The organism is Effusibacillus lacus, from assembly GCF_002335525.1.
Classification (GTDB): Bacteria; Bacillota; Bacilli; order Tumebacillales; family Effusibacillaceae; genus Effusibacillus; species Effusibacillus lacus.
Window position 1 is genome coordinate 1 of record NZ_BDUF01000121.1, and the last position, 12,857, is coordinate 12,857.

At 48.5% G+C, this 12,857-nt stretch carries 10 protein-coding genes; all 10 read right to left on the bottom strand.

Annotated elements, in window-relative coordinates; all coding sequences use genetic code 11:
- Positions 1–112 precede the first annotated feature (112 nt).
- The 10 genes from EFBL_RS19685 to EFBL_RS19730 all read right to left on the bottom strand — a co-directional run bounded on the left by EFBL_RS19685 (position 113) and on the right by EFBL_RS19730 (position 12,830).
- Positions 113–1,738: a putative polysaccharide biosynthesis protein gene (locus tag EFBL_RS19685; RefSeq protein ID WP_096184375.1), complete on the bottom strand. Its 1,626-nt coding sequence runs from the start codon at positions 1,736–1,738 to the stop codon at positions 113–115.
- A 115-nt stretch (positions 1,739–1,853) separates the two neighbouring features.
- On the bottom strand, positions 1,854–2,825 hold the full coding sequence (locus EFBL_RS19690; protein WP_096184377.1) for a sugar phosphate isomerase/epimerase family protein: 972 nt from the start codon (positions 2,823–2,825) through the stop codon (positions 1,854–1,856).
- A gap of 11 nt (positions 2,826–2,836) precedes the next feature.
- Positions 2,837–3,994 (bottom strand): Gfo/Idh/MocA family protein, encoded by a 1,158-nt coding sequence (locus tag EFBL_RS19695; protein WP_096184379.1) that lies wholly within the window; start codon positions 3,992–3,994, stop codon positions 2,837–2,839.
- Between the two features lie 46 nt (positions 3,995–4,040).
- Positions 4,041–5,027 carry an ABC transporter permease gene (locus EFBL_RS19700; RefSeq protein WP_096184381.1) on the bottom strand — a complete coding sequence of 329 codons (987 nt, stop codon included), beginning with the start codon at positions 5,025–5,027 and terminating at the stop codon, positions 4,041–4,043.
- Complete coding sequence (locus EFBL_RS19705; RefSeq protein WP_096184383.1) at positions 5,008–6,507, bottom strand: sugar ABC transporter ATP-binding protein; 1,500 nt, start codon at positions 6,505–6,507, stop codon at positions 5,008–5,010. The genes EFBL_RS19700 and EFBL_RS19705 overlap by 20 nt, the downstream gene beginning before the upstream one ends.
- A gap of 71 nt (positions 6,508–6,578) precedes the next feature.
- Positions 6,579–7,745, bottom strand: coding sequence for a levoglucosan dehydrogenase (locus tag EFBL_RS19710; RefSeq protein WP_096184385.1), 1,167 nt, complete (start codon positions 7,743–7,745; stop codon positions 6,579–6,581).
- 83 nt (positions 7,746–7,828) lie between these two features.
- Positions 7,829–8,989 carry a substrate-binding domain-containing protein gene (locus tag EFBL_RS19715; RefSeq protein WP_096184387.1) on the bottom strand — a complete coding sequence of 387 codons (1,161 nt, stop codon included), beginning with the start codon at positions 8,987–8,989 and terminating at the stop codon, positions 7,829–7,831.
- 76 nt (positions 8,990–9,065) lie between these two features.
- The gene (locus EFBL_RS19720) at positions 9,066–9,881 is read right to left on the bottom strand and encodes a sugar phosphate isomerase/epimerase family protein (RefSeq protein ID WP_096184389.1); all 816 of its coding nucleotides are present in this window, start codon (positions 9,879–9,881) and stop codon (positions 9,066–9,068) included.
- 121 nt (positions 9,882–10,002) lie between these two features.
- Positions 10,003–11,007 carry a LacI family DNA-binding transcriptional regulator gene (locus tag EFBL_RS19725; protein WP_096184392.1) on the bottom strand — a complete coding sequence of 335 codons (1,005 nt, stop codon included), beginning with the start codon at positions 11,005–11,007 and terminating at the stop codon, positions 10,003–10,005.
- A gap of 206 nt (positions 11,008–11,213) precedes the next feature.
- Complete coding sequence (locus tag EFBL_RS19730) at positions 11,214–12,830, bottom strand: CPBP family glutamic-type intramembrane protease (protein ID WP_096184394.1); 1,617 nt, start codon at positions 12,828–12,830, stop codon at positions 11,214–11,216.
- Between the last annotated feature and the right edge of the window lie 27 nt (positions 12,831–12,857).

The following is a 12,857-nucleotide window of genomic DNA, read 5'->3' on the forward strand; positions in this document are numbered from 1 at the left end:
AGGGCAGTGAATGTGCTCCATTCCGAGACCCAGCATACAGGAGGCGCTCTTTCTTTTGCAAACCACAATTTAATTCATTACAGGAATAGCTCCTTATTGTTAATAAATAAAATCACTGTCTGATCAGCCACGGATACCGTTCAAGGAGCCGGTTTAAGCGTGGACCGATTTTGGGGATGTAAGAGATCTCTTGCTGGGAGACGCTTCCCATGACGAGTGTCATGACCCCATAAAAAACGGCTCCCAACGGCAAGATTAAGGCCAGTTCCAAAGTTGCCAGCAAACGGGCGGAACGAATCGCATCCTGAAATATTGTCACAAACAGCAAATGGCTTCCCCAAAGGAACAATCCCATCAAGAAGGTGGCAGCCAGAGGCCTTGTCAGCATCAACCCCAGATGCACCCGAACGCCGGTGTATCGAAACACACTCCGCATGTTCAGCCATGACGACAGCAAGTAGGCCAGTGACGCCGACAGGGCAGCCCCCTCAATCCCCAGCAGGGGGATCAGGGAGAGATTGAGCAGAAATTTGAGCCCGGTACCGATCAGCATGTTGCGGACCGGCAGATACATCAATCCGATTCCCTGCAGCATGTAGGTGGTCAGAATTTCAAAGGACATGAGGATGCCCATAAACGACACGATCCGCATGACATTGGCGCCTTCCGTATGGCGGAACAGCATCATGTCGATCGGGTCCGCCAAGACGAACAGGATTGCCGTAGCAGGAAGAATGGTCAAACTGATCAATCGGAACGAGATGTTGATCCTTTCCTGCATGAGTCGTTCGTTTCGACTGCTGACCGCCTCGGTGATGGCGGGCAGGAGCGAGGTGCCAATGGCCGTGGCCAGCGTGACGGGCAGCTGGATCAGGCGATAGCCGTCATTGGTCAGGATTCCGAAGGATTCAGTGGCTTCTTTCTGGCCTACGCCGATCCACTTCAAAAGGTTTATAACCGTCGCGTTGTCAACAAGCTGCGCGATGGGCAGCACCAACGTGCCAAGGGATATGGGGATTGCATAAGCAATCAGCTTGCGCAGCATCGGCCAACGGTTGTCCACTTTCCTGCCTGTCAATTTATGCCGAAAGCCCCGCCGCATTTTCATAACAGAGTAACCAACAAACAGAAGGCTGGCCAAGGCCCCCACCATACCGCCAAAGGTTGCCGTTGCAGCCCCGAACGAGACATCATAGCCCCATTTGAGGACAAAAAAGGTTCCTATAAGGATGGCGGCCACCCGGACAAATTGCTCCACAACCTGGGAAATTCCGGAGGGGGTCATGTTTTGATAGCCCTGCAGATATCCGCGAAATGCGGCCATTAGCGGTACCACAAGGATGGCAAAGGATAAAGCGCGAATTGCCAACTCCGAGTTCGAATCCCCGAAAAAAACCGCAAAATAAGGGGCACCGAAAAACATGAGAAAAAAGGCGGTAATCCCCGTGGCAGCCATTAAGCGCAAGGAGATCTTAAAGATCTGGTCCGCCCCGTCATAATCCCCATGGACCGTATGTTCCGCAATTGCTTTGGAAAGAGCCAGAGGGAATCCAGCCAGCGCCAGATAAAGGATTATGATGTACAGGTTGTAGGCGATTTGATACAGCCCCATCCCGTAGCTTCCGATCATGTTTTGCAGCGGTACTACATAAACGACTCCAAGCACTTTCGAGATCATGCCGGCCAGCGCCAACGCGGCCGCGCCTTTTACAAACGTCTGGCTTTTGGTTGTATTCATGGAACCTCCCGTGCAGCTTCACTCCTCAACAATATACAACATTTCCCGGCCGCTTCCAACTTAAAAAGACCCGCGTTAATCACCGCGGGTCTGGAAAAGGGCCAGGCTCACCATATTAGGCCCACCACATCTCCGGCATGTCTTCCTTGAACAGCAGCCCTTGCAGGAAGCCGATCGCTTTCGACAGCCCTTCGTCAATGGAGGCCAGCATATCTTCGTGTTCTATTGAGAGAACGTAATCATAACCGACAGAGCGAAGCGCACTCGTAAGATCCCGCCACATTTTCTCGTTCTGGCCATATCCGACGGTCCGGAAAACCCACGAACGATCCAGAATTTGGCTGTAATGTTTCGTATCGAGCACCCCATTGACGCGGATGTTTGCCTGGTCGAGATAGGTGTCCTTGGCATGCACATGAAAAATCGCTTTTTCACGCCCCAGTTTCTTTACGGCTTCCACCGGATCGATTCCCTGCCACAAGAGGTGGCTCGGATCAAAATTCGCCCCGATGCTGGGGCCTACTTTGTCCCGTAATTTCAGCAATGTTTCCGGATTGTACACTACAAATCCGGGATGCATCTCAAACGCAATTTGCCGGATTCCATGGGATTCTGCGAACTTTGCTTCTTCCTGCCAATAAGGAACTACAACCTCATCCCACTGCCATTTGAGAACCTCCAGGTATTCCGGCGGCCAGGAACAGGTAACCCAGTTGGGATACTTTGCTCCCGGATGATCACCTGGACATCCGGCAAAGCCGTTAACAACGGGAATTTCCAACCGTTCGGCCAGGAGAACCGTTTTTCGCCAAGTTTCATGCGATTGCCTGGCAAATTCCCGATCCGGGTGCATCGGATTTCCGTGACAGCTTAATCCGCTGATACTTAATCCTCTGCTTTCCACCGCTTTCTTGAAAGCTGTCAATTTCGCCGCATCTTCCAATAATATATCCGGATCGCAATGTTTGTTGCCCGGATAATTGCCGGTACCCAATTCTACGGTTTCCACTCCCATTTCGGCAACCTTATCGAGCATCCGTTCAAACGGCAGATCTTGATATAAAACCGTAAAAACCCCAAGCTTCATTTTGTGTCCTCCTAATAGATCTGAATCCACTTCTTAGCGCGGTGGCTCTCCAAAATAGCATCTATTAATCGCATAATGCGGTGTCCATCGTCAAAAGTAGCAAAAGAAGAAACCGTTTCCTGTTCGGTACCTGTCTTCCTTCTCATCACCGCTCCGTAAAAATCAAGAAAAAGATTCTTTAACCCGTCCGGCCAACCTTCCTGGTGTCCGCCAGGATAATGAACGAGTTTGGCGGCTTGCGGCGACAGAAGCGAAGCATCTCTCACGAGTTCCCGGTTCGGCTCGTCACGCTGACCGATCCAGAGTCGGTTGGGTTCTTCCTGATCCCAGGCCAATGTTGCTTTTTCTGCCGCAATTTCGAAATACAATCGATTTTTGCGACCGGCACTTACCTGTGATACAGTGAACACTCCGTGAACACCATCTTCAAAATGAACCAGAACACTCCCGTAATCTTCCGTTGTGATCTTGACATCTACCCGTTCCGCTTCTTTGCTTGTCGAAAACGTGGTCAAATGGTCTTTGGGCTTGCGCCGAACAGGATGCACGGTTTTCAAATCGGCAAACACTTCCACAATCTTTTTCCCCAGCACATGCTGAACCGTGTCGCACCAATGCGATCCGATATCGGCAATCGCCCGGGAAGCCCCATTGTGTTCGGGATTCAAGCGCCAGTTATAATCAGTGTCGTACAACAGCCAGTCCTGAACGTACCCGCCGTAGACCAGATTCGGCTTTCCATATTCACCGCCGGCAACAGCTTCCCTGGCCTGCGCAACAAGGGGATAGTGGCGGTAGTTAAAACAGACTCCGCTGACGCCCGAACTCTTTTTGGCCAATTCGTTTAATTCGGCTGATTCGTCACTGTTCATTGCCAGCGGCTTTTCCGATAACAGGTGTTTTCCCGCCAACAACACGGCCTTGTTAATAGGGAAGTGGAGATGATTCGGCGTGCAGTTGTGGATCACCTCGACTTCGGGATCGTTGATCAATTCGTTATAATCACCATACGCTTTTCGTATGCCAAACTGGTTGGCTTTTTCCAGCGCTTTCTCTTTGCTGCTGGCAGCGATGGCGACCACCTCAACATGATTGAGACGTCGTAACTGTTCCAATTGGGATGTGGCGGAAAATCCCGTTCCGATCATTCCTGCTTTTACTTTGTTCATCCATGTCCCCTACCATTCTGGCATAAACTATTTGTCGCTTTGCTATTTATCTCTTGATGGTCCGGCGACCGAAGGCAACTGCCAAGATAATAATCAAACCTTTTACCACCATTTGTTGACTCACATCGAGCCCCATAATGATCAAACCGTTATTGATCATACCGATCATCAAAGCCCCAAACACAGTACCTATCACAGTACCCATTCCGCCAAACAAACTGGTTCCGCCCAGGATTACGGCAGCGATAACAGACAATTCGTCTCCCTCACCGAGCGTAAATCGTCCCGCTTGCAGACGGCCTGCGTACAACATACCGGCCAGACCCGCCAATATCCCCGAACCCACCAGGACCAAAAGTTTAATTCTGGCGGTATTCACACCGGAAAACCTTGCAGCACTTTCATTACCGCCAGTTGCGAGCGTTTGGCGTCCAAATGCCGTTTTTCGGAGCAAGATGTGACCGATTGCCGCTACCAGTAACGTCCAAACAAGCAACACAGGGATAGGACCGATATCACCGGAACCGAAAACAAAGTTATAAGTTTTATTTAAAATCGGCACCGGTGCTGTATTGGTAATCCACATCGCGAACCCTTTGGCTATCCCCATCATTCCCAACGTAACAAGAAAGGACGGGATCGCAACTCTTGTTACAAGCAGTCCGTTAATCAATCCTATAACAGCCCCGGTTCCCAATCCTGCCACAATTCCTCCTGCCATACCGAATCCCGCTTTCATGGCCAGTGCTGTGGTTAAGGAAGAAAGTGCCGCAATGGAACCGACAGAGAGATCGATTTCGGCCGCCGCAATAACGAATGTCATCGCTACACCCATAATCGCGATCACGGCGGTTTGTCTTACAATATTCAGAAGATTGTTGGCAGATAGAAACCCTTCGTCATAAAGACTTATTGAGAAGTAAATGAATACACCGACAAACGCAATATAAACGATGTATCTTTTCCAATCAAAATTTTGTAAAGGATTTTTGCCCTGTACAGGTTCTGAAGCCCTAGAAACCTTGGATTGCATGCTGCAGCGCCTCCTCCGACCTGATCTCTCTCCGATACATTTCCTTTGTCACTTTTCCCCCGTGCAACACGATTACCCGGTCACTTAGCGCAAGGAGTTCCGGAAGTTCCGAGGAGATCACGATAATTGCTTTTCCGCTGTCCGCCAATGAGCGGATGATTTCGATAATCTCGGTTTTGGCCCCAATGTCTACCCCAATGGTTGGTTCGTCCAAAATTAAAATATCAGGAGAAGTGGCCAACCACTTGGCCAATACGATTTTTTGCTGATTTCCTCCTGACAACAAGCGGGAGGTCTTGAAAATACTGTCCGTCTTGATGTTGAGTCGTTGAACAAACTCTTGGGCTATCTGATTTGCTTTTTGTTCATCGATAAACGGGCCTTTTTTCACACTGGACAAAATCGGCAAAAGGGTATTGTCTTTTAAACTGTGATCGAGGATTAATCCCTGCATTCTTCGATCCTCGGGAACCAGTGCGATACCAGCTTTTATGGCGTCTTGAGGTTTTTTTATCGATTGTTGCCGCCCATTGATCACAATTTCTCCGCCGTCGATCGGATCGATCCCGAATAAAGCGCGAACCGTTTCGGATCGTCCGCTTCCCATCAATCCTGCAATTCCGAGAATCTCTCCCCGGTATAAATCAAAGCTTACTCCGTTCACCCTTTGCCCGGATACCAGGTCTCTTACCTGGAGAATAGGCTCTTGATTTCTTTGGTAATTGCGGTCTTTCCATTCAAAGGCGTGTTCCAAATTCCCCCCAACAATATGTTGGATGACACTTTCCAAACTTAACTCACTGCAGGCCGCGGTAATGACACGTTTTCCGTCGCGTAAAATTGTAATTCGTTCACATATCCGAAAAATCTCGTCCATACGATGTGAAATATAAATAATGGCAATTCCTTTATCTTTTAATTTGTTGATCATTTGAAACAATACTTCAGTTTCGTTTTTCGTGAGAGACGAAGTAGGCTCATCCATGATGAGAATCTTCGTATCTTGCGAAAGAGCCTTGGCAATTTCCGTCATTTGCCAGTATCCCACGCCAAGCTGCTCAACCGGGGTATTGGGGTCAATATTGACGTTCAGTTCGATCAGAAGTTCTTCTGTTAGACGAAGACATTCCTGGTCGTCAATCAAACCAAATTTGTTTTTGGGTTCCCGGCTGAGAAAGATGTTTTGAGCTACGGTCAGGGTGGGTATCAGGCTAAACTCCTGGAAAATCATCGATATTCCATTTTCTTTAGCGTCGCTTGGTTGTTTAATTGTTACCCGGGAACCATTGATCGTAATTTCTCCTTCATCAAGTTCGTATACGCCGGTCAAAATTTTCATCAATGTCGACTTGCCGGCCCCGTTGCCTCCCATCAAGGCATGGACTTCCCCGCTTCGCAATTCAAAATCCACTTTGTCAAGCACCTTGATTCCGTTAAAAGACTTTGAGATTTGAGACATCTTCAGTACCGGTTTTTCCATGGTATATCATCCTTTAATTTACCTAAACAGGGCCACCGTGAGTCGGTATGGCCCCATTCAGTTTATCTGCTTTACTTTTCAATTTTGACCCAAGCGTTTTTCCCGGCCGATTCCAAAATCGCGTCCGTGATAACAGCAATTTGATAGCCATCATAGAAGTTCGGCGATACATCTGTGTCGTTTACAATTGCCTTAAAGAAATCATAAACCTCAATAATCTTCGTTTCACCGTAACCGATTCCCAATGCCGGAATAGGCCATAAACCTTCACCATACGGATGTGCCGGACCGGTGTAAACGGTTCTGAACCCGCGGCGATCTACGGGATCATCCGCAAAACAGACTTGCAGTTCATCGCGTCGTTCATAATTAAAGTAGAGAGAACCTTTTTCTCCGTGAATTTCAAATGTTAAGAAGTTGTTGCGTCCCCAAGCATTACGGGTTGCTTCAATGCTTCCCACTGCTCCGTTTTCGAATTTCACCAGTGTAGTGAACTCATCATCCACGTCGACCGGTTTTTTCGGAACGTCCTGAGATGCCTTCACGGTTCCCAGCTTATCTACCCCGTCGGATTGAACCGGACGCTCCGGGATCCAGGTTTGGGTTGTAGCCATTACATCCGTGATTTCTCCAACCAAATAGCGGGCGAAATCAATGACGTGTGTTCCAATATCACCGAGTGCCCCGGAGCCCGCGATGCTTTTTTGAAAACGCCAGGACAGAGGAGAATTGGGATCCGCAGACCAATCTTGCAGATAGGTTCCACGGAAATTCAGAATTTTGCCGACAGCTCCTTCTTCAATGTACTTTTTAGCCAGAGCCACAGCCGGAGTACGACGATAATTGAATGCCACCATATGTTTGACGCCCGCTTCTTTTACAGCATCAAGCATTGCCTTCGCTTCTGCGGCGTTTCGCGCAAGCGGTTTTTCCGAAATAACATGTTTCCCCGCTTTTGCTGCGGCTATTGCTATTTCCGCGTGGGAATCATTCGGAGTTGCGATATCAATAATATCAATCTCCGGATTCTCGACCACTTTTCTCCAGTCGGAAGTATAGCCGTCGTAACCGAAACGGGCAGCTGCATCTCTAGCCGCTTCTTCAGTTACATCCGCAATCATTTTACGATGCGGAATAGCCGGCGCCGGCCAGAAAAACATCGGCATCCCCGCATAAGCGAGCGAATGTGCCTTTCCCATAAACCCTGCACCAATCATTCCCACGTTTAATTTTTTCATAGACTTTTGCCTCCTCAGCCAGGATTCCCGACATTGTTCAACCGGGAATCCCGGCAATGTGTTCATAAATCGATCAATTCCTATTATTTTGCAGCATTCTGAATATCCTTTGGCGCATCCTGGTGATAGACCATTTGCCAAGCCTTCAGAATGTTGTCCTTGGTTACTTTCAATGCCGGAACCGCTACATAGGCCGGAGCTTCTTTGCCGAGCAAAGCGTACCCTGCAAGAATAGCTTCTGCGACACCCTGATCATAGGGGAGTTGGGCTCCAAGTCCTTTAATGGGTCCACCTTGCGCAATATCCAATGCTACATTGGTACCCAGGTCAATTGTTGTAATAATCAAATCGTTACGTCCCGCTGTGCGGGCAGCTGCAAGCGCACCTTCCGCCGGTACGTCCCATACAACAAAAATCCCATTGAGATCCGGATTCTTAGTCAGCATGGCCGCAGCAACTTTTTCTCCGTCATTCGGTCCGGTAATGCCTCCACGAGCGACGATTTGAATATCGGGGTATTTTTCCTTGATTGTTTTCTCAAAAGCGTCGGTTCTTTGTTTGGTTACAAAGAAGTCTGCGTCGTGGAAGATAACTCCCACTTTCCCCTTGCCGCCAAGTTTTTCGGCCATGATCTTTGCTGCTTCCACACCGTTTCCATAGTTGTCGGCCGAAACCACGCTGACGTAATCCTTGCCATGCGTTAAGTCCTTTGGCGTATTGTCCATAAACACCAATTTCACGCCTTGCTCAGCCGCTTTCTTATAAGCGCTTGCCGTTGAAACAGGGTCTACCGGGATACTCACAATAATGTCCGGCTTCTTTGCCAGTACAGTTTCAATATCAGCAACCTGCTTTTCGGCTTTAAATTGAGCGTCCGTAACAGCTACAACTTCAATTCCCATCTTAGTAAACGTTGTTTTGAGGCCCTCAACCTGAGCGGTTGACCAGTCGTTACCCGCATAATGCATAACAAGAGCTGCTTTGTATTTCTTTTCTTTTATTTTCTTGATGTCTTCTTCGGTCAACTTTAACGTCTTGGCGGATACAGCCGATTCACCGTGCGGACCCTTGCTGAGGATTTCGCTATCCGGAAGCTCTTGGTTAACAGTAATTGGCCCGCCGCTTTCTGCCGTTTTGGCAGCCGGAGCTTTTGTTTCCTGAGTTTGGTTGCCGCCGCATCCTGCCATTAAGCCGGCAACCAATGCAGAACTGAAAAGTAATGCAAAGGTTTTTTTTACTTTCATAAAACTGACCCCCTTATTTTGAAAAATGTTATATTTCCAAGCGTTTAAATACGCCAAGAAATCAATTGAAGCCAACTTAGACCAGTTGAAAATTCGATTGCAAATAGTCTTTGCTGATTTGCGCACCTTTCTTTGGATCCTCATAGCTGTCCAATTCCACGGTAATCCAACCCTGATAGTTCTTTTCCCTCAACACCTGAATCATCTCATGAAAGTTCTGTTTCCCTTTTCCTAAGGGCAAGAATTCTCCTGCGGCGTAATCTTTGAAATGAACATACCTTATGCGATCTGCGTATTTTTTCATGATTTCAGCCGGATTTCCGCCTCCCGCCTCAAGATGTGCGGTGTCAGGACAAAGATGAATGTCAGTCAAAGGCATCAATTTATCCAATTGTTCCGGGGACTGCACGATAGTTCCCAGATGTGGATGATAACTTGGAATCAAAGAGTTTTTTTCCGCAATCGCGACCACTTTATTTAGTGCGTCTCCCAAAGCTTTGTAGTCTTCCTCCAATATTCCTTTAGCCCGGATAGCCCCTCCGCCTACCACAAGGTGTTGAGCTCCCATTTCGGAGGCAAATGCAGCGACCGTTTCAATCTTCCCTAGTTCTTCTTCCAGAATGTCCGGATAAATGAAATTAGCTCCCGAATAGACCGCTATTAATTCCAAAGAATGCGCTTTCATAAGGCCGCGAAAATCATTTTTCCGATCCATGTACTGCATCAAGTTGCCGTCAAAAATTTCAAACCCTTTGTATCCTGCCGCTGAGATGTCCGCCAACGCTTGTTCTGTTGAACCATTTGCCAGATAGTACAAATCTTTCACAGATGTTACTCCTGCTGGATGGCCAACCACTCCTCCCCAGGTATTTGTCTGATAACCTAATTTCATCCCGAAAAACCTCCTATGATAAAGTTTTTTATTCGCCTGCCCATTTGCAGTTAATATTTCACCAAATCTTGGAACGGACTTTTTCACCCCCTTGATGTAATCCATTACATTGGTCAATGTTTTAAAACCTTACTTTACCTCCGCATGATTCCCGTATTATCAACTGATCCTCAAGCACAAACTGTCGCTTCTTTAAATCTTCTCCGTTAATCAGTTTTAGAAGAATCTCCATCGACGTGGTGCCGATTTCATACATCGGCTGGGCGATAGTCGTTAATGCGGGTTCAACAATCGATGAAATCTTGATATTATCGAACCCCATAACGGCTATATCATCGGGAACATTCAGCGAATGTTCCCTTATGGCTTTCATCGCTCCAATAGCCATTTCGTCATTTGCAGCAAAAATTGCGGTTGGGAGATTTTCCAAAGCAAGATATTTCATCGCCATGTTGTAACCGATTTCATAACTAAAATCGCCTTCCTGAATCAGCACCGGATCGAACTTCAATTCATACTGAGCCATCGCTTGTTGATATCCTCTTAGGCGGTCACGACTCAAAATAATATCCATCGGACCGGAAATGTGCGCGATCCTTCTGTGGCCAAGCTTGATTAAATGCTCGGTCGCCTTTCGGGCGCTGCTGACGTTGTCGATCGAGACAGTGGGTAACCTGGAGCCTTCCAGATATTCACACGCAAGGACAACCGGATATTCTTCCGCTATCTCCTCAACGAGACTCCGATCCATGCGGGCCGTCAACAGAATCATTCCGTCCACCCGCTTTTGCCGCAGCAGATTCAAATACTCGACTTCCTGGCGAACATTGTTTTGGGTATCCGCCAACAGCACTTGATAGCCGTTTTGAACCGCTATCGACTCAATTCCCCGCAAAATCTTGGAGAAGAATGTGTTTGTAATATCGGGCACCACCACGAGGATCGTTTGTGTTTCCATCTTGCGAAGGTATCTGCCCAGGATATTGGGTGAGTAGTTCAGTTCTTGTATTGCGTTTAACACTTTTTCTTTTGTTTCTTCTGTTACGTTATCGGCATTGCTTAAAACCCGCGACACTGTAGCGGTAGACACATTTGCCAATCTGGCTACGTCTTTTATCCTCACCATCTTTGTAAACCCTTTCATTCGTAAGAAAATGAATAACAATCGACGTGGATCTGATCGATTTGTTATTGTAATCGGTTACATTACTCTATATTCGATTCTAGTTTTAATATTCCTTCTGATTCCGAAAAAAATTTTTTATCAGAATGATTGACCAGCAAAAAACGCAATCGGTAGAGCCCGCAGACCGATTGCTTGTTTGTTGACCTTTAGGTTCCGGAGAGCCGGATTGAACCAGGCTGCAGCCAACGTGCATATCTGCCAATGGTTGCGGGCAAGATCAGCCAGCCAATGGCCAGCAGTTGGTCGCTCCATGTCCCGCCAAACAGGAGCGGCAGACACATCAGCACCGTATCAAAGATCACATGGGCAAAGATAACGGTCTCCAAATCGTACCGCAGGAAGCACCAGCCGATCAGCATGCCCAGCAGCGTCAGTTCAATAAACCGGGTATAAAAGGGATGCACCGGGTACAACGAATGTCCGAGCGCCCACACCATTGCGGGCAGCAGCAGAGCCAGGAATGTGCTTCTCAGATATCGCTTCACCAGACCGATTCCCAGCAGCCGGAAAGTAATCTCTTCCCCGATGCCTGCAATCCAGGCAAGCAGCGGGAAGAGTCCGGGCACCAGGAAGTTCCAGGGCGTCATGGTAAAATCGCTCTCTTCCCAAACCCCGAAATACCTTTCGGACACCCAGTAAAAAATCCCCTGCACTCCGAGCCAAACAAATGCCAACAGATACCCGCGAAAGACGGCGGCCCTTATCCGTTCCGGCCAATCGGCGTCTCCCCACCTCAACCATTTGCCGGGCCAGAGATTGCGCTGCAGCACGGCACCCGCCACTGTAGTGGCATAGGTGCTGACGCTGGACAGAACCGCAATGCCGGTAACCGAGAAAGCTGTCCCCCACAAGATCAACTCCTGTGAGAAGTCGGAATACGAGCTCAAATTGGCCAGAAAAACAGGCCACTCGTTCAGATTGGTCAGCAAAGTGATGCCGAGCAGCAGGATCCCGATCATCAGCCCCCTTTGCCAATCCACTTCCCGCTTCGGATAGACAAATGCCACAACAAGCGACAGAATCACCAGCAGCAGCATGCCAAGCAAGCTGATCCCGGTTAGCAGCAAACCGAAACTCCGCTGCTGCTCCAGCCAATCGAGATCTTCACCGGGAACGGCAAATTCCGTTCGAAAGCCCGTTACCCGGTTGTCAGTAATCTCCACAACGTATGCATAACTGGACTTCCCGACATCCCAGACAGTATTCAGCCAGCGGTAACGGTAATCAAAAGGCCTGGTACCGTCCTCACCCTTTTCCGGGATTTCAGGAACCTGCGTAACAAGCTCAAGTTCCCCCGGGTCTACGTTCCGTCGCAAAAGTTCTCCCTGTGCCACTTCCAGCGCTTCTCGTTCATTCAACAGCGGTTTTTCCTGTTTGCGCGTACCTTTCAATTGATAGCCCAGTACCCTGCCGCTCACTTCATCAATGGAAACCGCATAGAAAGCCCCGTCAGGTTCAAAGAAGCTGACTTCCCAATAGGCCAATGGGCGTGACCGCTGCAGGTTCCGTTCAAAGGATTCCATCAGTCCATGCCGTTTCAGATAGGCTTCCATGTCCGGGTCGCCCGTGTAGAGAACCGTTTCGATTTTGCCGGTGACGGAAATGCCTTGCTCCGATAAAAAATGGGCCGCCCGCTGCGACGCCTCTTCACGTGTAAGCGAAGTTTGCCCCCCCACCAGGAGGCCGGGCAAGTTCAACAGGAGAAACACGAACAGACCCGCCCATGCGAGGCTCCAAAGTACAGGATGCTTGCTTCGCCGCATTCAGTTCAACCCTTTCTCTGACTAAGC